We start from the raw sequence: 23,156 nt of genomic DNA, 5'->3' as shown, positions 1-23,156 counted from the left end.
ATTTATCCTTCTAAAAAGCATGTCGTAGCCGAATCAGGCTTCATCAACTATCCTCTTGATCTGCTCTAATTGATCTTCAATTGAGTAATGATGATTTCCTATGAAGAGTCCATTCTCATGTATCAGGTCAGCATTCTTCAGTTCACCAGAGATTTCATAATTGAAGAATTTTATCGCACTATGCCTGGTGAAATTGCCTGCTACTATCGGCCTGGTATCGATATCTTTCATTTTGAGCTCTCTTACTATGTCCTTTCTTTCTATATTGCTTTCTTTTCTGATTACTAGGCTAAATCCGAACCAGCTGCTTAAGCCAACTTCCTTTTGAATCATTACTTTGTCGTGATCACTAAATAGCTGTTTAAATCTTTTTGCATTACATCTTCTAGTCGAAAGGAAATTAGGCAATTTTTTTAATTGCTCTTTTCCAATTGCACCTGACATTTCGAGAGGTCTGACATTAAATCCTGGCAGTACAAAGTTGAAGCTTTCGGTGAATGAATCTTTGCTCTTTCTCCCTGTTACTAGATTTGTGTTGGGCAAATGCCTTGTCCATCCATGTGACCTGATGCTTAATAATATATGGTATAACTCTTCATCGCTTGTGCAAATTATCCCTCCTTCCATTGTGGACATGTGATGGCTAAAGTATGTACTAAATGTTCCCACGATGCCAAATGTGCCTGTGAACTTATCTTTATATATTGCTCCCATTGATTCGCAATTGTCTTCTATGATTCTAATGTCTCTTCCATTGATTATTTTTTTAATTTCATCGTACGAATTTGAGTTTCCTAGCAGATTTACTGCTAACAATGCTTTCGTGTTATCGGATATTGCCTTTTCCAGAGCATTTAGGTCATAGTTTAAAGTTTCTTGGTCAATGTCTACGAACTTTATCTTCATTCCAAACTGTTGGAACGGAAAGTATGATGTGCTCCACGATACTGCTGGGGCGATTATTTCATCTCCTGCTTTTAGCCTCTTCTCTTTATCTCTTACATACATTAAGCTCGCTGCTGCCAATAGATTTGCTGATGAACCTGAGTTGACCATCACAGCGTGCTTACTTCCAATGTATTCTGCAAAATTAGATTCGAATTCTTCTACCTCTTGCCCCATGCTGTACCTATTCGAATCTATTACTCTGTTGATTGCTTCTATTTCCTTCTCATCCCAAGTGCTTGACGCTAGTTGAAGCATTGTATTTTGGCTATATAAGTCAATATACACCCTTGGCGAGAGTGTGGGAGTATGCGGTTTTGTTCAGGGCTTACGGTTTTATGTCTCTCTTTGACCTGATTAAGTTCTTATCAGCTAGTAAGTTTGCTTTGATCGACTCTGGCAGGCACGAGTTCTCTAGAAACAATGTTTTCTGCTGGGTTTGATCTATATACTCCCCTTCGTAGCATAGCTGATACAAATAAGTTGATTCTTGTTTGCTGTGATAGCCATGATAAAAATCCTTCGGTATGTACAGTGTTTGAGCTTTTTCTGCGACGAGTCGAAAATTCCAGTAATTTAAGTTTTTGGGACAAATAATGAATACATCTGTCTCCCCAGATATGCAGGATGTATATTTTTCTGTTTTCGCGTCTCCGTGAAATCCCCTGAACGTATCTTGGTGATTTGTTGTCACCTTTATGTGGTTTAATTTTGTCGATTTTGATGAAAAAGTGGTCCAGATCTTTCCTCGTTCGTCCTCGAAATAACCGCCGTTTTCGATTATTTGTGGTTGCATTGTGATCTTTGCAATTGCGCCATTTGAGATCTGCTCAAGGGCGGATATTTACCGCCCTGAACAGATTCTTTTTTTAGTTCAGGAGCTTCTTGGCTCTCTCAACAACATTCTCAACTGTAAATCCGAATTCCTTGAGGCAGGTTCCGCCTGGGGCGGAAGCACCGAAGCGGTTCATGGTGACGCTGTCGCCATCTAGGCCGATGAAACGGTGCCAGCCGAAGGATTCAGCGGCTTCAACCACCATGCGCTTGCGAACGGCGTTCGGAAGCACTTCTTCCTTGTAGGCATCGCTCTGTTCATCGAACAGCTCGACGCAGGGCATGGAGACAACGCGCACCATCTTGCCTTCAGCAGTGAGCTGCTTGGCGGCTTGGACGCAGAGGTCAAGCTCGGTGCCGGTGCCGATCAGGATCAGATCAGGGGTGCCCGAGCAGTCTTCGAGCACGTAGCCGCCCAGGGCCACCTTGTCGATCGAGGAGTTGGCCTGGTTGGCCATGCCCTGGCGGCTCAGGCAGAGGGAGCTGGGGCGATTGCGGTTTTGGATCGCCACCTTGTAGGCACCACTGGTCTCGTTGCCGTCGCCAGGGCGGAATACCAACATGCCTGGCATTGCGCGGAGAGATGGGATGGTTTCTATCGGCTGGTGTGTGGGGCCGTCTTCGCCGACGCCGATTGAGTCGTGGGTGAGCACGTAGATCACACCCAGCATGCTCAGTGCAGACAGGCGCATCGAGCCACGCATGTAGTCGGCGAACACCAGGAAGGTGCCGCCGTAGGGGATCAAACCACTGTTGTGATATGCGATGCCGTTGAGGATGGCTGCCATCGCGTGCTCGCGTACACCGAAATGCAGATAGCGCTTTTCGGGGCTGCTGGCCTGATAGGAGCCGGTCTCGCCCTTGATATCCGTGTAATTGGAATGGGTGAGGTCAGCTGAGCCTCCGATCAGTTCTGGCAGGTTGGGACCCAGGGAACCTAGGCAGATCTGGGAGTGCTTGCGGGTGGCCAATCCACCATCTTCCGGGGTGTAGGTGGGCAGGTCCTTGTCCCAGCCCTCGGGCAACTCACCTCGCAGCATCCGCTCGAACTCGGCGGCTTCCGACGGGTACTTGCTGCGGTAAGCAGCAAGGGTTTGGTTCCACTCGGCCTCGAGGCTTGCGCCACGGTCGATGGCCTTGCGGAACTGGTCGTAGGCGTCCTGGGGGATTTCGAAGGGTGAGTAGTCCCAACCCAGCTGCTGACGGGTCAGAGCTGCCTCCTCTTCACCCAGCGCAGCACCGTGGACGCCGGCGGTGTCGGCTTTGTTCGGGGAGCCGAAGCCGATGGTGGTGGTCACCTTGATGATCGACGGCTTGTCGGTCACGGCCTTGGCGGCTTCAATCGCCTTGGCGATGGCATCCACATCGGTGTTGCCCTCTGCGACGTGCTGCACATGCCAGCCATAGGCTTCGTAGCGCTTCAGCACGTCCTCTGTGAAGGACACATCGGTGCGGCCGTCGATGGTGATGCTGTTGTCGTCGTAGAGGGCGATTAGCTTGCCCAGCTTCAGGTGACCAGCCAGGGAAGCAGCTTCAGAAGACACGCCTTCTTGGTTACACCCGTCACCCATCACCACGTAGGTGTAGTGATCCACCACTGTGGCGTCGGCCTTGTTGAACTTGGCGGCCAGGTGAGATTCAGCGATGGCCAGGCCCACAGCGTTGGAGATGCCGGCACCCAGGGGGCCTGTGGTCACTTCAACCCCGGGGGTTTCAAACGTTTCGGGGTGCCCTGGGGTCTTGGAGCCCCACTGGCGGAACTGCTTGATGTCCTCGATCGTCACCGAGTCGTAACCGGTGAGGTGCAGCAGCGCATAAAGCAGCATGCAGCCGTGGCCAGCAGACAACACGAAGCGGTCGCGGTTGAACCACTTGGGGTTCTTGGGGTTGTGCTTGAGGAACTTGTCCCAAAGCGCGTAACCCATGGGTGCGCAGCCCATAGGCAGGCCGGGGTGGCCGCTGTTGGACTTGTTGATGGCGTCGACAGCCAGCATCCGAATGCTGTTGATGCAGAGCGTGTCGAGTGACGCGGGCGCAGCGACCATGGTGTTAAAAGGGAAGGTTGGAGCGATTTTGACGCACGGTGTGAGCGAGAAGGCTCAGCTGGCGTGTTTGAAAGCCAGGCAGACGTTGTGGCCGCCGAAGCCGAAGGAGTTGGACAGGACGGTTCCCAGTGTCTGATCCCGCGCCTGATTGGGCACGACATCCAGATCACAGTCGGGATCCGGGGTGGTGTGGTTGATCGTGGGGGGGACGACGCCATGTTGCAGCGCCAGCACGCAGGCCACGGCCTCGATGCCACCGGAACCACCCAGCAGGTGACCGGTCATTGATTTGGTGGAGCTCACCGGAATCTGAAGCGCCCGATCACCCAGGGCGCTTTTGATGGCCGAGGTTTCGTTCTTGTCGTTCGCCGGGGTGCTGGTGCCGTGGGCGTTGACGTAGTCGATCTCGGACGGCTCAATACCGCCATCGGCCAGGGCAAGGCGCATCGCCTCGGCGCCACCGACGCCGCCCGGCGTGGGTGAAGTGATGTGGTGTGCATCGCAGGTCATGCCGTAACCCACCACTTCGCCGAGAATTGTGGCGCCACGGGCCTGGGCGTGCTCGAGGGTTTCGAGCACCAGCACACCGGCGCCTTCTCCGATCACAAAGCCATCCCGCTCCTTATCGAACGGACGGCTGGCCGTGGCCGGGTCGTCGTTGCGGAACGACAGGGCCTTGGCACTGGCGAAGCCGGCCACCCCCAGGGGGGTAATAGCCGACTCGGCGCCACCGCAGACCATTGCGTCTGCTTTGCCCAGTTGCAGCAGCCGGAAGGCATCGCCAACGGCATTGGAGCCGGCAGCGCAGGCCGTGGCCACTGCAGAGCTGGGGCCTTTGGTGCCCAGGGCAATCGCCGCTAAGCCTGTGGCCATGTTGGGGATCATCATTGGCACCGTGAACGGGCTCACCCGTCCAGGACCGCGACCCTCAAGCACGTGGGCCTGCGTTTCCATCGTCAGCAGACCGCCGACGCCGGAACCGATGATTGTGCCGATCCGATCCGCATTGGCGTCGTTGATATCAAGGCCGGCATGGGCCACAGCCTGTTTGGCCGCTACCACCCCGAACTTGCAGAACCGATCCCAGCGCTTGGCTTCTTTCGGTTCGATGAAACCGGACGGATCGAAATCCTTCACCTCCGCCGCAAAGCGACAGGCGTGCTCGGATGCATCGAACAGGGTGATGGCCTCCACTCCGTTCCTGCCGGAGGTAAGGCCGTTCCAGTAGTCCTGAACCGTGTTGCCGATCGGTGTGACCGCGCCGAGGCCGGTAATGACGACGCGATGGAGACCATCCACCATTGCGTTGCTCAGGCCTGCTTGTCTTCGATGTACTTGACGGCGTCGCCAACGGTGGTGATGCCTTCAGCTGCTTCGTCAGGGATCTCGATGTCGAAAGCCTCTTCCAGGGCCATCACGAGTTCCACGGTGTCCAGAGAATCAGCACCCAGATCGTTCTGGAAGTTGGATTCGGGTTTCACTTCGCCGGAGTCAACGCTCAGTTGCTCCGCAACGATCGAGCGCACCTTTTCGAGAATCGCTTCCTGAGACATAGCCGTGGCAACGGGACGCTGCATCTTACGGGCACGCCTTCAGCCTTCCTCAAGAACGACTGCGCCGTTAACAACGGTGACGGCCTGGCCATGGACGCCAGAGGGACGGGTACGTTTGCTCCAAGCCTTCGTATGCATCGGGCACATGTCCCACGCCGTCAAGATCTACGACACCTGCATCGGCTGCACCCAGTGTGTGCGTGCCTGCCCTCTCGACGTGCTTGAGATGGTGCCCTGGGACGGATGCAAGGCCGGCCAGATTGCGTCCTCCCCTCGCACCGAAGACTGTGTTGGTTGCAAGCGCTGTGAAACGGCCTGCCCCACCGACTTCCTCAGCATTCGCGTTTACCTGGGCGATGAGACCACCCGTTCTATGGGTCTGGCTTACTGATTTGCCTCGTCTCACCTCATAAGCTCAGCCCGGCTTCAGCCGGGCTTTTTTTGTATGTGCGGAATCGTTGCCCTGGTCGGCTCCCGAGAAGCGGCGCCTCAGCTCTTGGAGGGCCTGCGGCAGTTGGAGTACCGCGGTTATGACTCAGCTGGGATTGCCACGGTGGCCGCCCAGGGGCAGCTGACCTGCCTGCGGGCCAAAGGGAAGCTGCGCAACCTCACCGCTTGTTTTGACACAGAAGGTGCTCCCGGCCAATGCGGCATCGGCCACACCCGCTGGGCCACCCATGGCAAGCCGGAAGAGCGCAATGCCCACCCGCACCGCAGCGGCGATGGTGCGGTAGCTGTGGTCCAGAACGGAATCATTGAGAACCACCGTGCCCTGCGGGAGCAGCTGGAGGCTGCAGGGGTGGTCTTCCAGTCTGAGACTGACACCGAGGTGATTCCCCACCTGCTTGCGGCGGAATTGCGGCAGTTGCAAGCAGGGGGCGCCACTCCAGGCGGTGGCTTGTTGCTGGAGGCCCTACAGCGGGTCTTGCCTCAGCTGCAGGGGGCCTATGCCCTGGCGGTGATTTGGGATCAGGCGCCGGGGGCGTTGGTGGTAGCCCGTAGGGCGGCCCCCCTGTTGATCGGTTTGGGGGAAGGTGAATTCCTCTGTGCCAGCGACACACCGGCCTTGGCGGGCTTTACCCGCACGATTCTGCCGATGGAAGACGGAGAGGTGGCCCTGCTCTCACCTCTGGGGGTGGAGCTCTACGACGCCGCAGGCTTGCGGCAGCAACGCATGCCCACCCAGCTCAGCGGCGTGGACCACGTGGCGGACAAGCGTGAGTTCCGTCACTTCATGCTCAAGGAAATCCACGAGCAACCGGAGACCGCAGAGCTGTGGGTGACCCGTCATCTGCCCCAGGGATTGCCGGCTGAACAGCCCGTGGCGCTGCCGCTGGACGATGCTTTTTACGCCGGCATTGAGCGGATTCAGATCCTGGCCTGCGGCACCAGCCGTCACGCTGCGCTGGTGGGGGCTTATTTGCTGGAGCAGTTCGCCGGGATTTCCACCTCGGTGCACTACGCCAGTGAATTCCGCTATTCCCCGCCCCCGCTGGCCCCCCACACCCTCACGATCGGGGTAACCCAGTCCGGTGAAACGGCAGACACCCTTGCCGCCCTGGCCATGGAGGCGGAGCGGCGTCTGGCCCATGGGGATCCGGCCTTTGCGCCCCGCCAATTGGGGGTGACCAACCGACCGGAAAGCTCCCTCTCGCGCCAGGTGCCTCACATCCTCGACATCGGGGCTGGTATTGAGGTCGGCGTGGCCGCCACCAAGACGTTCCTCGGTCAGCTCTTGGCCTTCTATGGCCTAGCAATGGCCTTTGCCGCCCGGCGTGGCGCTCGCCCCGCGGCGGAGATCAAGGCCCTGGCGGATGAACTGCGCAGCTTGCCCTTGCAGCTGCGCCAGTTGGTGGATCTGCACGACCAGCGCTCCGAGGCCCTGGCCCATCGTTTTGCCGATACACAGGACGTGATTTTCCTTGGTCGGGGAATCAACTACCCGATCGCCCTTGAGGGTGCCTTAAAGCTCAAGGAGATCAGCTACATCCATGCCGAGGGCTACCCGGCCGGTGAGATGAAGCATGGTCCGATCGCCCTGCTCGATTCCCGGGTGCCGGTGGTGTCCATCGCCGTTCCCGGTGTGGTGTTTGAGAAGGTGCTCAGCAACGCCCAGGAAGCCAAGGCCCGCGATGCCCAGCTGATCGGCGTGGCTCCTCAGGGGCCCGATACTGGTTTATTCGATGAACTTCTGCCGGTGCCCCCTGTAAGTGAGTGGGTCAGCCCCTTGCTTACGGTGGTGCCGATGCAGTTGCTCAGCTATCACATCGCGGCACATCGCGGCCTTGATGTCGATCAACCCCGCAACTTGGCCAAGAGTGTCACGGTGGAATAAGAAGAAGGATTCTTTTTAAAAGAGAAGTCGAATTGCTTTAGCTCGTCCGTGATGAGTGTTGTTTTTCCTGAGCTGTTTAGATCTTGTACGAAAGGTTTAATTCAAGTTTTGTCGGAGACTCTGGGCTAGCCCGTATGAATTGGAGGGAGGAGATTTTTGGATTTCATCTTTTATGTCTTTTTGGTACCTAGAGAATCTGGCTGGTTGGTTCGGGCGCAAGTCTGTTCTATTCGCGTGGTCCTATAATTTCAAATCCTTTTTTTAGTAACACGGCTTCTTTTTCGGCTTCTAGTTGATCATGCGTAATCATTTCTTCCACTAGTTGCTCTAGGGTTGTTCGAGGGCTCCACCCCAAGATTTCTCTTGCTTTGCTGGGATCTCCCAGCAAAGTAGATACCTCTGCAGGGCGGAAATATCGCGGATCGATGCGTATAACAATTTCTCCGGTATCTGCGCGACGCCCAACCTCGTCCATGCCTTTGCCTTCCCATACAATTGAACGATTATTTTTCCTCCAATTAAGTTGATCTGCCGCAAGCTCGATGAATCGTCTAACTGACTCTTGCCTTCCAGTTGCAATCACAAAATCATCTGGTCTTTCTTGTTGAAGCATTAGCCATTGCATTTCGACGTAATCTCGCGCATGCTCCCAATCTCGTAGAGAGTCCAGGTTTCCCATGTATATGCATTCCTCAAGTCCGGCATTGATGCGTGCCAGTCCTCTTGTGATTTTTCTCGTCACAAATGTTTCCCCCCTTCGAGGTGATTCATGATTGAATAAAATTCCGTTGCATGCGTACATTCCATAGGATTCTCTATAATTTACGGTAATCCAGTAAGCGTAAAGCTTGGCTACGCCGTACGGACTCCTTGGGTAAAATGGAGTTGTTTCTCTTTGTGGAGTTTCTTGGACCATTCCGTAGAGCTCTGATGTTGAGGCTTGATATATTTTGATTTTGTTGGACAATCCTAAAAGCCTTGCTGCTTCTAGAATTCTTAGAGTGCCTAGGGCATCTGAATTTGCTGTATATTCAGGTGACTCGAAGCTGACAGCCACATGGCTTTGGGCTCCAAGATTATAAATCTCATCAGGCTGAATTTTTTGAATAATCTTCACTAGATTGCTGCCATCTGTCAGGTCTCCGTAGTGAAGTATTAGTTTGCGGTTTTTTTCGTGTGGGTCTTGAAATATATGGTCTATGCGGCTCGTGTTGAAGCTACTTGACCGTCGCTTTATTCCATGAACGATATAGCCTTTGTTGATAAGGAACTCGGCAAGGTAGCTACCATCTTGGCCTGTTATCCCTGTGATTAATGCAACAGGTTGCTTGTTGTTTGGCATTTAAATTGTATTGAGTGAGATTCCGCGTCCGTATAGGTCCTCAAAGCGAACGATGTCGTCTTCGCCGAGGTACTCCCCGCTTTGAACTTCTATCAGCTCCAATGGGATTTTGCCGGGATTGCTGAGCCGGTGTTTGCAACCCATGGGGATGTAAGTGCTCTGGTTCTCCCCCAGTAGTTGTTCCTCGCCGTCGCGTACCACGATTGCCGTTCCGCGTACCACGATCCAGTGTTCGGCACGGTGGTGGTGCATTTGCAGAGAGAGGCTGGCGCCGGGTTTTACTGAGATCCGTTTCACTTGCCAGCGGGTTCCCTCGGTGACGCCCGTGTAATGGCCCCAGGGGCGATAGATCTTGCGGTGGGCCTTGCCCTCGGGGCTGCCGGCAGCCTCCAGCTGCTTCACCACCGTTTTGATCTCCTGGGCCTTCGAGCGATCCGCAATCAACACGGCGTCGTCAGTTTCCACCACCACGAGGTTGTCGACCCCCAGCCCCACCACCAAGCGATGTTCGCTGCGCAGGTAGCAGTTGCGGCTGCCTTCGGCGATCACGTGGCCCTGCACCACATTCCCTTGGGAATCGCGGTTCTCAGAGGTTTCCCAGAGAGCACTCCAGCTGCCCACATCGCTCCAGCCCGCATCCAGCGGCAGCACACTGCCCAGTTCCGTTTTCTCCATCACGGCCACATCAATGGCCACGTTGGGGCATTTGGCAAAGGCCTCCCGCTCCAGCCGATGGAATTCCAGATCAGCAGTGTCCTGCTCCAGGGCTGCTCGGCAGCAGCTCACCACCTCTGGGGCCAAACGCTCCAGTTCCGCCAGCATGGCGCTGGCGCGGAACAGGAACATGCCGCTGTTCCAGGTAAAACGTCCGGTGGCCAGGAACTGCTCTGCTGTGGCCTGGTCGGGTTTCTCCACAAAGCGCTTGATCGGCACATGGGCCGGTCGGCCGAGGGAGAAGGGTGCGCTGGCCTCGATGTAGCCGTAGCCGGTCTCCGGGGCCGTCGGCACGATGCCGAAGGTCACCAGGCGCCCCTCTTCGGCGGGCTTGCGGCCGGCGTCGATGGCCTGGCGGAATTGTGCAGCATCGCGGATCAGGTGATCCGCCGCCAGCACCAGCAGCAGCGGGTCGTTGCCGTTGGCCGTGGCTTGTAGTGCGGCCACCGTCACGGCGGGGGCAGTGTTGCGGCCCATTGGCTCCAGAAGGATCGCGTTCGGCTCCACACCGATCTGGCGCATCTGCTCGGCCACGATGAATCGGTGATCTTCGTTGCACAGCAACAGCGGAGCCGCGAGGGCCTCCAGGCCATTGAGGCGTTGCTGGGTCTGTTGCAGCAGCGTCGCTTCGCCGTCACCACTTAACGGCCAGTACTGCTTGGGGTAACTCGCCCGCGATAGAGGCCACAGCCGTGTGCCGGTTCCTCCGCAAAGGATCACAGGAATCAGCGGTGTGGAGGCCATCACGTCCTGAAGGCGGTGACCCAGATTCGCTCGCCCAAGGGGCTTCTGTCGATGCCCGCGAGAGATTTGTCAGAGCTCCAGCAGGCCCGGTGGCGGCGTGAGTAGCAGCCAGCCATCTTCGAGCTGCACCTTCGGCACGATCGCTTCCACAAAGGGAATCAGCAGCTTGCGGCCATCGCTGGTGGTGATCTCCAGCAGATCGTTGCCGCCACTGATCAGGTCGCTCACCGTGCCGATGGCGGGGCCATCGGCATTGAGCCGTGCCTCCAGCCCCATCAGATCGAGCAGGTGGAACTCACCTTCTTCAAGTTCGGGCCGATCGTCCGCCGACACCAGCAGTTCTTGCCCCACCAGGGTTTCGGCGGCGCTGCGGTTGTCGATTCCCTCGAAGCGCACGACAAACAATGACTTGCCCGGCAGTTGCCGCCCCTTGATGAGCTGGATTTCCGTAGTTCCACCACCTTTGCGGCTCCGCAGCCAGCGGGGCCCGGGTGCCGTGAAGCGCTCGGGGAAATCACTGGCGGGGTTCACCCGTAGTTCCCCTTGGAGCCCTTGGACTCCCACGATCTTGCCGACGCTGAGCCAGTCGTCGCTCTCCGCCATGCCATCCGCCGCACACTCTGCCGATAATGGCGCCAGATCTGTCCGCAAACGAGCCATGGCGTCTGCACCCGCTCCGATCCTTCCCGGCTCGACCGTGACCGTGGCTGATGCCACCTCGATCTACAACGGTTACACCGGCTTCGTGCAGCGGATCAGCGGCGACCGTGCGGCCGTTCTGTTTGAAGGCGGTAACTGGGACAAGTTGGTGACCCTGCGCTTGAAAGACCTCCAGCCGGCCTGAGGCAATGGACACGGACCGCAGCCTGCGACAACGCCTGCAGGCCACGGTGCTGGAAGCCAACACACCTGCGGGTAAGGCCTACAACGCCGTCATCTTCGGGTCGATTCTCCTGAGTGTTCTGGCCCTGCTGCTGGAGCCTGACCCCTTGGGTAACTCGGCCCTGCGCCAGACCAATGTGCTCTGGATTGATCTGGTGCAGAACCTCTGCTTGGCGGTGTTCGCGGCGGATTTCGTTCTGCATCTGGCTTTGGTGCAAAAGCCCCGCCGCTACCTGTTCAGCTTCACCGGATTGATCGACGCTTCAGCGGTGCTCTTCTTCTTCGTGCCGCAGGTGCGCAGTGAGTTGCTGCTGTGGGTGTTCAAGTTCGGCCGCATCCTGCGGGTGTTCAAGCTGCTCAAGTTCATAGACGAGGCCCGCGTGCTGGTGCGGGCGCTGCGGGGCAGTGCCCGCACCATCGGTGTGTTTTTGTTCTTCGTCTTTCTGCTGCAGGTGGTGCTCGGTTACAGCATTTTTGTGATTGAAAGTGCCCGGCCTGATTCCCAGTTCCAGACGGTGGCGAGTGGTGTCTACTGGGCGATCGTGACCATGACCACCGTGGGTTACGGCGATGTGGTGCCCCAGACGGAGCTGGGGCGGTTGCTGGCCTCGGTGGTGATGATGCTCGGTTTCGGGATCATTGCCATCCCCACCGGCATCCTGACGGTGTCAGGGGTGCGGCATCACAAGCTGCGCGGGGTAGAGCTGACCTGCAGCAGTTGCGGGCGCCAGGGCCATCGCAAGGACGCCCTTCACTGCGATGTCTGCGGCGCATCGCTGCCCTCAAGGGCCTGAAGAGCAGCGGCAGCGGCGTTCTGTTCAGCCTCCTTACGGGAGCGGCCCTTGGCCTCAGCCAGCTCCCGCTCCTGGATGCTTACCCGGCAGGTGAAGCGCTCGGGGTCGCCGTGCTGGTTGCTGCATTCCTCGGTGGCGTAGTCGGGCAGTCCCAGTCCTTGGCCCTGGCTCCACTCCTGCAGGGCTGTTTTGCCGTTGAATTGATGGGGGGTGGCCAGCATCGCTTGGGCTGTGGCGCGCCAGTGGGGGGTGAGCCAGCGGTGAATCGCTTCAAAGTCGCCAAGGGCCGTGTACAAGGCACCGATGAGCGCTTCGGTGGCATCGGCCCGCAGCCTGGATTGGGCGGAACGATCCCCCTGGGCGTGCCGTCCCAGCAGCAGGTGTTGATCGATGGCAAGCCCTGCCCCCACATCCGCCAGCCAGCGGTCGCTGACCAGTTGGGCCCGCAGGTTGGAGCAGGCACCCACGGCGAGATCGGCGTGGTGGCGGTCAATGAATTCAGTGGCGGCGAGTCGCAGCACCGCATCCCCGAGGAACTCCAGCCGTTCCAGGTTGCGGGCCCGGCCGGTGGATAAGTGGGTGAGGGCCTGATCCACCTGGGCCAGAAGCTCCAGGTCGATCTTGATCTCAGCGTCCAGGCGCTGGATCAGGTTGGTGAGCTCTGCGGCGCGGGATGGATCCACAGGGACTCCTGAGCAATGCTGACAAGAGGGTGAAAGCAGGTCTTTAAAGGAATTTTATTCGCGATTGGCGTCATGCTTGAGGTGATAATGAATTTTTTGTCGCTTCAGGCTCAAGGTATGCATTGTCGAAAGGGGGTAGTTGCAAAAACGGTTTGTAGATTGCCCTCGCTGATGCCTTTCTCAGTTGGTTGCGTGGAAAAGGTTTCAGGGGGGGCATGAACTCCTAAAACTGAAGGTTGGCTGTTGTAAGATCTGATAGTGAAAAGCTTTGCTGTAAACATGAGTAGCGAAAGTCTCTCAGAAATTTTTTTAAAAAATACATTTCGCGAGTGCCACAAATGGGCCCATTATCTATCTGTTTATGATAAACATTTGTCGTGCTATAGGGGGAAGGCGCCTGTGGTGTTGGAGATTGGGGTAAGAGAGGGTGGATCTCTTGGTCTTTGGAGAAATTACTTTGGGCCGGAGGCGACGATCATCGGTGTTGACATAAAGCAATCTTGTGAGAAGCTTTCCGGGGATGGGTTTGATATATATATTGGAGATCAGTCTGATTTGGCTTTTCTGGAGCACATTCTGAATCAGCACTCTTGCATTGATATAGTTATAGATGACGGCAGTCACGTTGCTGCTGACATGATAAAAACATTTGAGTTTCTCTATTCTAGAATTAATAGTGAGGCGATTTACATCGTCGAAGACATTGTGCCTTCAATTGCTGGATCAAGAGATTCTGATTCGCCCTCTTTTCTTGATTATGCAAATGAGCTGCTGCTTCAGCTCAACCTTGGCTTTGGTGAAGAATCAATTGCTCAAAGGGCTGATAAGCACGTAGCCGAGGCAGTCGCTGCATCAGGAAAAGATAGAAGCAGTGTGTTGGTATCGTCGCCTTCAGGGCTTTCTTCGGTGACTGAGTTTACGGCTTCTACTGAAAGTATTTGTTTTTATCCGAACATGGTTGTTTTTGAAAAAGCTCCTCAATCTGCCCGAAGTGCTATTAAGTCGTCTGGTATGACGCCTGGTCAATTCATGATGTACAGCACGTATTTGCTTAAGAGAAGAGGTTGAGATAAGTCCTAAGTCTGCGTTTTATTTGTTTGCTAAAAGATGAAATTAAGGGCGGATTTTGGCCTCGATTTTGCTTGGCTTAAGATATAGAATTTGATGCTTTGAGCTTCCCGTTGTGTTGGACTATTTTTGATTGATTTTTGGGTACACTTGTATTGTTTAATATTTGTTGATTTGTCCATTTTGGCCGCCCTAGATTAAAGATTGTTGATGTCTGAAGAGGTTGATCCTTGATTGGCTCGGCACGCGACTGCTCCGAGACGAGTACAAATTATTTTCGTTTTCGGGTTGATCACTAAGTTTGAGAAAGCAGGACATAAGCCGGGTTCTGTTCACGCCTCCACAGAGGTTGGTCTGCAGAGGGTGGGTGGCTATCTATCTGGGACCGTCGTTACCGACGGCCTCAAGCGGCGCGTTGAAGCGGAACGGGGCCAATGGCCAGCCGTCGTTCCTTGGCCTTGCTCCCAGCCGGGGTTTACCTAGCCAGCACCTCTCGATGCTGCTGGTGCGCTCTTACCGCACCTTTGCACCCTTGCCTGTGCCGGCGAACCGGCCATCGGCGGTGTGTTTCTGTGGCACTCTCCTCACGGTCACCCGCACTGGGCGTTACCCAGCAAGCCTGGCCATCAGGGAGCCCGGACTTTCCTCAGCCGAAACTCAAAGAGATCGGCCGCAACCACCTCGCCTGCTTTCAGATCTCATCATGCCTCGTGGGCATAATTCAGAGGTCTGGGGCTGTAGCTCAGCTGGATAGAGCGACGGTTTCCTAAACCGTAGGTCGTGGGTTCGAGTCCCGCCAGCCCCGTGAGAACTGCTGAAGAAGTAGTGAGCGCTACATCTGGTGGGGTGGGCAGATCGTTCACCACCGCTAGGGTTGATCCAACCTCTTGTGGGTGCCATGACCCAGCTTCACGATCTTCGTCTGCGGCTGTTGGTGCAGCAGGAAAGTGAGCGGATTGCGGAATCCCAGCCCACGGATCTGGACCTATCGGTGGTTCAGGCCCGCTGTCTCTGCTGGCTGGCTCTTCTGGCGGAAGCCCATGAGGACCAGGCCAGTGATGCCGAACGCCGTGGCGACACCGAACAAGCCATGGGCTGGTTTGCGGATTCGATGCGGCTGCGGGACGTCATCGGTGTGGTGTCGTCCATTGAAATCCCTCTGCCCGACACGGCTGCGGAGGATGGCCCCCAGGCCGAGGAGGATTTGGGACCTCAGGCGGCTTGATCAGTGGCATAGTGGGGAATGATCGCGAGGGACTGCATTGCCGGAAGAGCCCTGCCAGTGCCCGGATTGCCAACGGTTTTACCGTGAGCATGATCGGCTAATCCGGGAATCCCCCACGCTTCGTCAACAACAGGAGCTCAACTGGGCCGCTCTCCAGTCGTTCCGCACCTTGTCCGGACGAGTTCTCGAGGAACTGCAAAAGCAGCACGGGTCCCGTCAGACAGCAGATGCAGCGGCCTCAAAGCCTGCAGCAACTGGAGTGTCCCTCCCTGAGGAATCAGGTGAAGGTCTCCAGCAGGCCATCGCTGATCTGGAGAACATCAACGCCCATCTGTTCTCGATTGAGGCCTTGATGGAACGAGTCTTTGATGTGCGCGTTCCCGAAGAAATTGAGCAGAAGTTCCGCGAGCTTGCCGGTGAGTTGGCTCCTGATCCGTTGAATGTGGACCGTCTGCGGCTCAATCGCCTGTTGCACCAGACTCCGGATCTACCCGATCGGAACTGACACTCGATGTCCGATAGGAGCCCTGGGGAAGACCCCAGGGCTTCTTTTTTGGCTGTTTTCAGCGCACGTCGCAGGTGATCTCCACGTTGAGTGGATCCACGGCCCAGATGTTGTTGCAGTACTCGCTGATCGAACGGTCGGAGGAGAAGAACCCGGTTCTGGCCGTGTTCAGTACCGACATCCGATTCCAGTGCATCCGGTCGCTCCAGGCGCGGCTGACTGCCTCCTGGGCGCGCAGGTAGTCGGCGTAGTCGGCCATCACATAGAAGGGGTCCTTGCCGGTGAGGTTGTCGAGCAGGGGGCGGAACAATTCGCCGTCGCCGTTGCTGAAGTGCCCCATCTCGATCAGCCGCAGGGCTTCCTGTAGTTCCGGCAGCGCTGAGATCACGTCGCTCGGGCGGTAACCGCTTTGCTTGAGGGCCGCGATCTCTTCAACGGTCTTGCCGAACAGGAAAAAGTTTTCGCTCTTCACCAGCTCGCGGATCTCCACATTGGCCCCATCGAGGGTGCCGATGGTGAGGGCACCATTCATGGCAAATTTCATGTTGCCGGTGCCGGAGGCTTCCTTGCCGGCCGTGGAGATCTGTTCGGAGAGGTCGGAGGCGGGATACACCTGCTCTCCCAATTTCACGTTGTAGTCCGGCAGGAAAACCACGCGCAGCAGACCATCCATGTCCGGATCGGCGTTGATGGTGTCGGCGATGCCGTTGAGGAAGCGGATGATCAGCTTCGCCATGTAGTAGCCCGGAGCAGCCTTGCCGCCGAAGATCACGGTGCGGGGTGCCATGCCGTCGGTCTGGCCGTTCTTGATCCGCAGGTACTGGGTGATCACCTGCAGGGCGTTGAGGTGCTGGCGCTTGTACTCGTGGATGCGCTTCACCTGCACGTCGAACAGGCTGGCGGGATCCACCAACACACCTGTGTTGCGATGGATGTAGGTGGCCAGCTTGCGCTTCACCGACAGCTTGGTGTTGCCCCAGAGCTCCAGGAAACCCTGGTCGTTCTGTCGTTCTTCCAGCTTGCGCAGGCTCTCCATGTTGGAGATCCAATCGGGCCCCACGTGCTCATCCAGCAAGGCGGACATCTCGGGGTTGGCCAGGGCGACCCAGCGGCGCGGGGTGACGCCATTGGTGACGTTGGTGAACTTCTCCGGCCAGAGCGCCGCGAATTCCGGCAGCAGGTCGGTTTTCACCAGATCGGAGTGCAGTGCCGCTACACCGTTGACGTGGTGGGCGCCGATGGTGGCCAGGTGGGCCATGCGCACGGCTTTGCTGCCCTCTTCATCAATGATCGAGAGCTTGCGCTGGATGGCATCGTTGCCGGGGTAGCGCAGTCGAACCTGCTGCAGGAAGCGACGGTTGATTTCGTAGATCAGCTCCAGATGGCGAGGCAGCAGGCTGCTGAACAGGTCGAGGTCCCACTTCTCCAGCGCCTCGGGCAGCAGGGTGTGGTTGGTGTAAGCCACGGAGCGAGAGGTGATGTCCCAGGCCCGGTCCCACTCCAGATGCCGATCGTCAATCAGCAGGCGCATCAGTTCAGCCACGGCGATGGCCGGATGGGTATCGTTCAGCTGAACCGTCCAGTAGTTGGGGAAGTCCTCGACGGCAAGCCCACGGTTGTCGAGGCTGCGCAGCATGTCTTGTAGTGAGCAGCTGACGAAGAAGTGCTGCTGCTTCAGGCGCAGACGTCGGCCTTCGTCAGTGCCGTCATTGGGATAGAGCACCTTGGAGAGCGTTTCGCTGCCCACCTTTTCTTCAACGGCGCCGTAGTAATCGCCGATGTTGAAGGCATAGAAGTCGAAGCTTTCGGTGGCATCGGCACGCCAGAGCCGCAGCCGGTCGCAGATATTCACCCGATAGCCCAGCACGGGTACGTCATGGGGGATGCCGATGGCGTGTTCTGCCGGGATCCAGCGGGAGCGGTAGTTGCCCTTGTCGTCGATGTAGCTCTCGGTGCGGCCACCGAAGCCCACAAAACAGGCCTCATCGGGTTGGGGAAGTTCCCAGGGCCAGCCGCCCTTGAGCCATTTGTCGGTGATCTCCACCTGCCAGCCATCGCGGATCAGCTGGTCGAAGATGCCGAACTCGTAGCGGATGCCGTAGCCGGTGGCCGGGATCTTCAGGCTCGCCAGCGACTCCATGTAGCAAGCCGCCAGACGGCCGAGGCCTCCATTGCCCAGGCCCGGTTCCTCCTCCACATCAAGGATTTGCTGCAACGACTCGATGCCGAAATTCTTCAGGGCCTCCTCGGCCTCCTTCTGGATCCCGAGGTTCAGCAGGTTGCTGTGGAGCTGCGGGCCGATCAGGAATTCCGCCGACAGGTAGGCCACCGATTTCTGCGGGCGGGCCCGCATCGCTTCAGTGGTGGCCAGATAGCGCATCATCAAGCGGTCGCGCACCGCGTAACTCAGGGCCATGTAGAGGTCATGGCGGCTGGCAGTGGTGGCGAGTTTGCCGAGGGTGAAGAACAGGTGCTCCGTCATGCCGTCGAACACGCTCTTGGCATCGAGGCCGGCGCGTTCGGGGTCGTTGTGACAGCCGGGGGTCGGCAGACGCAGATCGAACGGTTGGGACGTGGTCATGGGGGGTCAGCGAGCCAAGGAGCGTGGAATCACCGTCAGGCCAGGGGTGCTCGGAGCCCAACTCAATGAATTACCCGGACCGTAGCGATCACAATTAGTGCTGCCTGCAAAAAAGGCCGCTTCTACAGCATCTCCAGTTAATTGGGATCGTCCAGCGAACAGTTCAGCGGGGGAATCACCATTAAGGTTCGGCGTGAGACATGCCCGGCTTGATGCTGTTGCCCACCCTGCTGAGCGAAATCAGCAGCCATGACCTCGAATTGGCGGAAACGCTGATCGGCGTCCTTCGCTTCATGCTCATCTTCGTGGCGGCCCGCACCCTCGCCGAGGTGCTGGTGCGTTTCGAGCTGCCCACCATCCTTGGGGAGCTCCTGGCTGGTGTGCTGATCGGTGCCTCGGGTTTGCATCTTCTGGTGCCGCCGGAGACTCAGGTGCAGCTCTCTGGCGCTTTTTCCGAGGTGGTCTCCGGCCTGTCGCATGTGCCGGTGGACGAGATTCCGCTTCTGTACAACGAGAGCTTCGGAGCTTTGCAGGCGGTGGCCACGTTGGGCCTCTACTCCCTGCTCTTCCTTACAGGTCTTGAGAGCGAGCTGGAGGAATTGATGGCGGTGGGGGCCCAGGCCTTCAGTGTCGCTGTGGTGGGTGTGGTGCTGCCCTTTGCCCTCGGCACCCTTGGCCTGATGGCCATCTTCCACATTGATGCAATCCCAGCGATCTTTGCGGGTGCCTCGATGACGGCCACCAGCATCGGCATCACCGCCAGTGTTTTCGGTGAACTCGGTTATCTGCGCACCCGTGAGGGGCAGATCGTGATCGGCGCCGCCGTGCTCGACGACATTCTGGGCATCGTCATCTTGGCCATTGTGGTGTCCTTGGGAGCCGGCGGAAGTCTGGAGATTGGCCCCATCGTCCAGTTGGTGGTGGCGGCGGTGCTGTTCGTGGTGGTGGCCCTGTTGTTGAGCCAGAAGGCCGCACCAGCTTTTGATTGGATGATTGACCAACTCAAGGCCCCGGGCGCCAAGTTGATTGGTTCCTACCTGCTTTTGGCCGTCAGTTGTTTTGTTGCTTCAGCGATTGGTCTGGAGGCTGCCCTTGGGGCCTTTGCTGCTGGTTTGATCGCAAGCACCTCGAAGCATCGCCACGAGATTCAGGCGGCGGTCACCCCCATCGTTGGCCTGTTCGCCACCGTTTTCTTTGTTCTGGTGGGTGCCGGCATGGATCTGTCGGTGATCAATCCTTCCGACCCCGGTGCCCGTTCTGCTCTGGTGGTTGCGGCCTTCCTGTTCGTCGTGGCGATCATTGGCAAGGTGGCTGCCGGCTGGGCCATCTTCAGCAAGGAAAAGACCAATAAATTGGTGGTGGGTCTTGGCATGATGCCCCGAGGCGAAGTTGGCCTGATTTTCCTGGGCCTGGGAACGGCTTCAGGCTTGCTCAGCCCTGGCCTTGAAGCAGCGATTCTGCTGATGGTGATCGGCACCACCTTCCTCGCACCGGTGCTGCTGCGCATCGTCCTCAAAGACAAGCCACCCGAGGACGGCAATCAGGTGCCCGACGAATTTGCAGCGGATCCCCTGGCGGGTGCCTCCTGAATTAGTCGTCTTTGCCGATATTGGCGAGGATGAGCAAAACACTCCAGCCCACGGCCACAACGCCAAGGCTGGAGGCCCAGCTAGGACCCAAGGCCCAGCTGAATCCGAGCTGGGTGACGACACCGGTGACGAGGGCCAGCAGCAGGCTGCTGATCACCAAGGTCGGTTGCCGCACCGATTCAGGGAGGTCACTGTCCTCCAGGCTGGATTCCAGCTTGCTGAGCGGTGCGCTCAGCGGCACATAAAGGGCGATGGCCCAGAGCAAAGCTCCGCGCCAGACGGATGCGTCCGCCAGCGGTCCGCCCATGACCTCGTAGCTCACCATCCAGGCTGCCTCAGTGCTGCTTAGCATCGCGTCCCTCGCAACCGGCTGTGGATCGCGTCACCTGGAGCCATCTCGGCCACGCCGTGCACACGGTGCAGCAGCATCCCGAGCAGGACATGGCCGATCGACCAGCCCTTCTGTTGGTGCATGGGTTCGGGGCATCGACCGATCACTGGCGCTACAACATTCCCGTGTTGGCCCAGAGCCATTCCGTGCATGCGATTGACCTGCTGGGCTTCGGCAGAAGTGCCAAGCCAGCAGGGCTGAACTACGGCGGTGCCCTGTGGCGTGATCAATTGGTGGCTTATGTGCGCGAGCGGATCGGCCGTCCGACGGTGATCGCCGGCAATTCCCTCGGTGGATTCGCGGCCCTTGCTGCGGGGGCTGCATTGGGATCGGACTGTGCGGGGGTGGTGTTGCTCAATGCTGCCGGTCCCTTCAGTGATGAGCAGAAACCGCCGCAAGGCTGGGGTGCCATCGCCCGCCAGAGCATCGGCACAGCCCTGCTGAAGAGCCCAGTGCTGCAGCGGTTTCTGTTCGAGAACCTGCGACGGCCTGCCACGATCCGCCGCACCCTCAATCAGGTCTACGTCGACAAAACAAACGTCGATGACTGGTTGGTGGAGTCGATCCGGCGCCCTTCACTCGATCCCGGCGCTTTCGGGGTGTTCCGCACGGTCTTCGACATCCCACGCGGTCAGCCCCTTGATGAGCTCTTCGCGGAACTGACCGCGCCGCTGTTGCTGCTTTGGGGCATCCGTGATCCTTGGATCAATGCACCCGGTCGCCGTTCCACCTTCCAGCGCCATGCCCCGGAGGCCACCACCGAGGTGGTCCTTGAGGCCGGGCACTGCCCTCACGATGAGGTGCCGGATCAGGTGAATACGGCCTTGCTGCAATGGCTGGAGGGCCTCAAGTCGGCTGTGGCACCGACAAATGCGGATCTGCTGGCTAGGGGAGTGAAGTAGCTACCCCGCGTTCCGGCGGATGCCCATGACCCTCACCCAGCAGTCGGCCCCCTACGCCCACTGGGACTTTGTGCATCCCAGCAGCGGTGATCGGTTGCGGATCATTCCGGAGCGGGGTGGATTGGTCAGCGGTTGGTGTTGCGGAGGGCGGGAGGTCCTGTATTTCGATCAGGAGCGTTACTCCGATCCCACCAAAAGCATTCGCGGCGGTATTCCGGTGCTGTTCCCGATCTGCGGCAACCTGCCCGGTGATGTGCTGCCGGTGGACGACGTTGAGTACCCCCTCAAGCAGCACGGCTTCGCCCGGGATCTGCCCTGGCAGCTTCAGCTGTTGGAGGATCAGAGCGGTGTGCGGCTGACGTTGTCCAGCACCGACGAAACGCTTAAGGCCTATCCCTTCCCGTTCCGTTTGGAGATGGAGCTGCGCCCAGTTACCTCAGCCTTGGAGATCTCCACCACCGTGCACAACTGCGGTGATGCCGCCATGCCCTTCAGCTTTGGCCTGCATCCCTACTTCAACGTGAGCGACCTGGCCCAGACCCGGCTCACGGGCTTGGCGGAGCGCTGCCTTAACCATCTGGAGATGGCGGATGCGTCCACGGCGGATCAGCTCAAGCGGCTGCCGGAGGGGGTGGATTTCCTCTGCCGCCCAGCGGGACCAGTCAGCCTGATCGATGACGCCACCGGGGTGACGCTGGAACTGCAGCATCAGGCCCCGCTGGATCTCAGCGTGGTTTGGACTGAGCCTCCGCGGCCGATGGTCTGTCTGGAACCCTGGACGGGGCCCCGGCAGGCTCTGGTCAGCGGTGACTGCAAGCTGGTGTTGGAACCCGGTGCGAGGCAGACCCTCGCCTGTCGCTATAGCGTCTCCTGATTGACCCCTGGCAGGCGGCCGCGGCTGAGTTGCAGTTTGGGGTCGAACTGGCGTTTCACCGCTTCGATCAGCGGCCGGGAGGGACGGTCAAGCCAGGCCGGCACTGTTGATCCGGCCGCGCGTTTCAACAGCGACATTTCGCCGCCGAGGCGGATCACGCTGCGGCGCAGGGCCTCCAGCTGGTGATCCGGCGTGGCGGCATCGCACCAGCCATCGCCACAGCCTGCTCCGGCGGCCAGCTCCCAACACCACGGCTTGAGGGCCGTCATGGCGTCATCCCGCAGTAACCGTTGCAAATTGGCCGGCGGTAGCACCAGCCGCACCAGCTGTGTTGTGGAGCTGGCATCGAAGGGTGTGGTCAGGGCATCGGCGCAGGCCTGGCGTTCGGTGTTGAGCTGCTGTTCCGCCGCCACCGCCTCGAGCTGCTTCAGCTGGTCCTCCACCGCCTGCTCCGACACGCTGCTCACCACCAGCCGCAGCCGCCATGCACCATCGCCGCTGTTGATCCAGTCACAGCGTTCAGGCGTCAGGCTGGAGCGCAGCAGTTCGCTGCGGAAGGCCTCCTGGGCTTTCAGGTCGCCGTCCACGAGCAGGCTGCTCCGGGCGGGGCGCAGCGGTTGCAGCCGCAGGGTGAGTTCGGTGATCAGCGCCAGGCTCCCCCAGCTGCCGCAGAGCAGCCGCATCAGGTCGTAGCCCGCCACGTTCTTCACCACACGGCCACCGGCATGGGCTTCGGTGCCATCCGCCCGCAACAGGCCGATGCCGATGATCTGATCGCGCACCCCAAGATGGCGTTGCCGCAGTCCCCCCGCCAGTCCACGGGCCACCAGGCCGCCGATGCTTCCAGGAGTGCCGGCCCGGGGCCAGTCAATGGGCAGCCATTGCCCCTGCTTTGCCAACTGATCCTGCAGGTCCTGCAAGGGCAGGCCGGCTTCCACCGTGATGGTCAGATCGTCCACGGCATGGTCGATCACCCGGTTGAGCTGCCGGCAGGAGAGCACCTCATGGCGGGGATCCAGCGGTGGGCCCCAGTCCAGGCGTGTCCCAAGGCCACTGGGGCTCCAGGGGGTGCCGTCCTGATGCCACTGGCGCACCAGGTCGATCAGAGCGCTGCGGCTGGCGGGGGAATGGATCACGGCACGATGGTGCC

22 protein-coding genes, 1 tRNA gene and 1 other RNA gene are annotated in these 23,156 nt (G+C 58.4%); 11 read left to right on the top strand and 13 right to left on the bottom strand.

The annotated features are described in order from the left end of the window. Window positions 1-33: 33 nt before the first annotated feature. The 5 genes from Q3Y53_RS00920 to acpP form a co-directional block, all read right to left on the bottom strand. Window positions 34-1,203, bottom strand: a complete 1,170-nt coding sequence (locus Q3Y53_RS00920; protein ID WP_303531801.1) for a DegT/DnrJ/EryC1/StrS aminotransferase family protein — start codon at window positions 1,201-1,203, stop codon at window positions 34-36. A gap of 70 nt (window positions 1,204-1,273) precedes the next feature. Further along, entirely contained in the window at window positions 1,274-1,741 is a 468-nt protein-coding gene (locus tag Q3Y53_RS13095) for a dTDP-4-dehydrorhamnose 3,5-epimerase family protein (protein ID WP_368506426.1), read from the bottom strand. A gap of 73 nt (window positions 1,742-1,814) precedes the next feature. Continuing rightward, window positions 1,815-3,824 carry a transketolase gene (gene tkt, locus Q3Y53_RS00915; protein ID WP_303531798.1) on the bottom strand — a complete coding sequence of 670 codons (2,010 nt, stop codon included), beginning with the start codon at window positions 3,822-3,824 and terminating at the stop codon, window positions 1,815-1,817. A gap of 54 nt (window positions 3,825-3,878) precedes the next feature. Continuing rightward, the gene (gene fabF / locus Q3Y53_RS00910) at window positions 3,879-5,126 is read right to left on the bottom strand and encodes a beta-ketoacyl-ACP synthase II (protein WP_303531795.1); all 1,248 of its coding nucleotides are present in this window, start codon (window positions 5,124-5,126) and stop codon (window positions 3,879-3,881) included. 8 nt (window positions 5,127-5,134) lie between these two features. After that, window positions 5,135-5,377, bottom strand: a complete 243-nt coding sequence (acpP, locus tag Q3Y53_RS00905; protein ID WP_011363161.1) for an acyl carrier protein — start codon at window positions 5,375-5,377, stop codon at window positions 5,135-5,137. 145 nt (window positions 5,378-5,522) lie between these two features. On the opposite strand from acpP, the gene psaC reads away from it, so the two are divergent. Both psaC and glmS read left to right on the top strand, forming a co-directional pair. Continuing rightward, window positions 5,523-5,768 carry a photosystem I iron-sulfur center protein PsaC gene (gene psaC / locus Q3Y53_RS00900; protein ID WP_006850103.1) on the top strand — a complete coding sequence of 82 codons (246 nt, stop codon included), beginning with the start codon at window positions 5,523-5,525 and terminating at the stop codon, window positions 5,766-5,768. Window positions 5,769-5,822: 54 nt separating this feature from the next. Then, window positions 5,823-7,712 carry a glutamine--fructose-6-phosphate transaminase (isomerizing) gene (gene glmS, locus Q3Y53_RS00895; protein ID WP_303531791.1) on the top strand — a complete coding sequence of 630 codons (1,890 nt, stop codon included), beginning with the start codon at window positions 5,823-5,825 and terminating at the stop codon, window positions 7,710-7,712. 226 nt (window positions 7,713-7,938) lie between these two features. Here glmS and gmd read toward each other — a convergent pair whose 3' ends face one another. The 3 genes from gmd to rimM all read right to left on the bottom strand — a co-directional run bounded on the left by gmd (window position 7,939) and on the right by rimM (window position 11,115). Further along, window positions 7,939-9,054: a GDP-mannose 4,6-dehydratase gene (gene gmd, locus Q3Y53_RS00890; RefSeq protein WP_303531789.1), complete on the bottom strand. Its 1,116-nt coding sequence runs from the start codon at window positions 9,052-9,054 to the stop codon at window positions 7,939-7,941. Beyond that, the gene (locus Q3Y53_RS00885) at window positions 9,055-10,512 is read right to left on the bottom strand and encodes a mannose-1-phosphate guanylyltransferase/mannose-6-phosphate isomerase (RefSeq protein ID WP_303531786.1); all 1,458 of its coding nucleotides are present in this window, start codon (window positions 10,510-10,512) and stop codon (window positions 9,055-9,057) included. A 69-nt stretch (window positions 10,513-10,581) separates the two neighbouring features. Continuing rightward, a complete protein-coding gene (rimM, locus tag Q3Y53_RS00880; protein ID WP_303532732.1) occupies window positions 10,582-11,115 on the bottom strand; it encodes a ribosome maturation factor RimM in 534 nt (177 codons plus the stop codon). 55 nt (window positions 11,116-11,170) lie between these two features. Between rimM and Q3Y53_RS00875 the strand changes: the two genes are divergently transcribed. Continuing rightward, window positions 11,171-11,356 carry an NAD(P)H dehydrogenase subunit NdhS gene (locus Q3Y53_RS00875; RefSeq protein WP_115024823.1) on the top strand — a complete coding sequence of 62 codons (186 nt, stop codon included), beginning with the start codon at window positions 11,171-11,173 and terminating at the stop codon, window positions 11,354-11,356. 4 nt (window positions 11,357-11,360) lie between these two features. Further along, window positions 11,361-12,188, top strand: a complete 828-nt coding sequence (locus tag Q3Y53_RS00870) for an ion transporter (RefSeq protein ID WP_303531780.1) — start codon at window positions 11,361-11,363, stop codon at window positions 12,186-12,188. On the opposite strand, the gene rnc is transcribed toward Q3Y53_RS00870, so the two are convergent. Next, entirely contained in the window at window positions 12,146-12,871 is a 726-nt protein-coding gene (gene rnc / locus Q3Y53_RS00865) for a ribonuclease III (RefSeq protein WP_303531778.1), read from the bottom strand. The genes Q3Y53_RS00870 and rnc overlap by 43 nt on opposite strands. A 258-nt stretch (window positions 12,872-13,129) precedes the next feature. On the opposite strand from rnc, the gene Q3Y53_RS00860 reads away from it, so the two are divergent. After that, window positions 13,130-13,939: a hypothetical protein gene (locus tag Q3Y53_RS00860; RefSeq protein WP_303531776.1), complete on the top strand. Its 810-nt coding sequence runs from the start codon at window positions 13,130-13,132 to the stop codon at window positions 13,937-13,939. A 301-nt stretch (window positions 13,940-14,240) separates the two neighbouring features. Here the strand turns inward: Q3Y53_RS00860 and rnpB are convergent. Further along, window positions 14,241-14,632, bottom strand: an RNA gene (gene rnpB / locus Q3Y53_RS00855) — RNase P RNA component class A. A gap of 38 nt (window positions 14,633-14,670) precedes the next feature. Between rnpB and Q3Y53_RS00850 the strand changes: the two genes are divergently transcribed. From Q3Y53_RS00850 to Q3Y53_RS00840, 3 genes are all read left to right on the top strand, one after another. After that, a tRNA-Arg gene (locus Q3Y53_RS00850) sits at window positions 14,671-14,744 on the top strand. 93 nt (window positions 14,745-14,837) lie between these two features. Beyond that, window positions 14,838-15,164, top strand: coding sequence for a hypothetical protein (locus Q3Y53_RS00845; protein ID WP_186494314.1), 327 nt, complete (start codon window positions 14,838-14,840; stop codon window positions 15,162-15,164). 37 nt (window positions 15,165-15,201) lie between these two features. Beyond that, window positions 15,202-15,669 (top strand): hypothetical protein, encoded by a 468-nt coding sequence (locus Q3Y53_RS00840; protein WP_303531773.1) that lies wholly within the window; start codon window positions 15,202-15,204, stop codon window positions 15,667-15,669. 58 nt (window positions 15,670-15,727) lie between these two features. On the opposite strand, the gene Q3Y53_RS00835 is transcribed toward Q3Y53_RS00840, so the two are convergent. Next, window positions 15,728-18,250 carry a glycogen/starch/alpha-glucan phosphorylase gene (locus Q3Y53_RS00835; protein ID WP_303531770.1) on the bottom strand — a complete coding sequence of 841 codons (2,523 nt, stop codon included), beginning with the start codon at window positions 18,248-18,250 and terminating at the stop codon, window positions 15,728-15,730. A 212-nt stretch (window positions 18,251-18,462) separates the two neighbouring features. Between Q3Y53_RS00835 and Q3Y53_RS00830 the strand changes: the two genes are divergently transcribed. Further along, entirely contained in the window at window positions 18,463-19,839 is a 1,377-nt protein-coding gene (locus Q3Y53_RS00830; RefSeq protein ID WP_303531767.1) for a cation:proton antiporter, read from the top strand. A 1-nt stretch (window position 19,840) separates the two neighbouring features. Here Q3Y53_RS00830 and Q3Y53_RS00825 read toward each other — a convergent pair whose 3' ends face one another. Continuing rightward, complete coding sequence (locus tag Q3Y53_RS00825) at window positions 19,841-20,191, bottom strand: hypothetical protein (protein WP_303531764.1); 351 nt, start codon at window positions 20,189-20,191, stop codon at window positions 19,841-19,843. Window positions 20,192-20,211: 20 nt separating this feature from the next. On the opposite strand from Q3Y53_RS00825, the gene Q3Y53_RS00820 reads away from it, so the two are divergent. Further along, window positions 20,212-21,132, top strand: coding sequence for an alpha/beta fold hydrolase (locus tag Q3Y53_RS00820; protein WP_303531761.1), 921 nt, complete (start codon window positions 20,212-20,214; stop codon window positions 21,130-21,132). A 19-nt stretch (window positions 21,133-21,151) separates the two neighbouring features. Then, window positions 21,152-22,006, top strand: coding sequence for a galactose mutarotase (locus Q3Y53_RS00815; protein ID WP_303531759.1), 855 nt, complete (start codon window positions 21,152-21,154; stop codon window positions 22,004-22,006). Here Q3Y53_RS00815 and Q3Y53_RS00810 read toward each other — a convergent pair. After that, window positions 21,991-23,142 (bottom strand): FAD-binding oxidoreductase, encoded by a 1,152-nt coding sequence (locus Q3Y53_RS00810; protein ID WP_303531757.1) that lies wholly within the window; start codon window positions 23,140-23,142, stop codon window positions 21,991-21,993. The two genes, Q3Y53_RS00815 and Q3Y53_RS00810, sit on opposite strands and share 16 nt — an antisense overlap. Between the last annotated feature and the right edge of the window lie 14 nt (window positions 23,143-23,156).

The organism is Synechococcus sp. YX-04-1 (assembly GCF_030546365.1).
In the GTDB taxonomy this organism is placed as follows: Bacteria; Cyanobacteriota; Cyanobacteriia; order PCC-6307; family Cyanobiaceae; genus Parasynechococcus.
The sequence above is the reverse complement of the archived record's forward strand: the minus strand, read 5'-3'. Positions and strand labels throughout refer to the sequence as shown.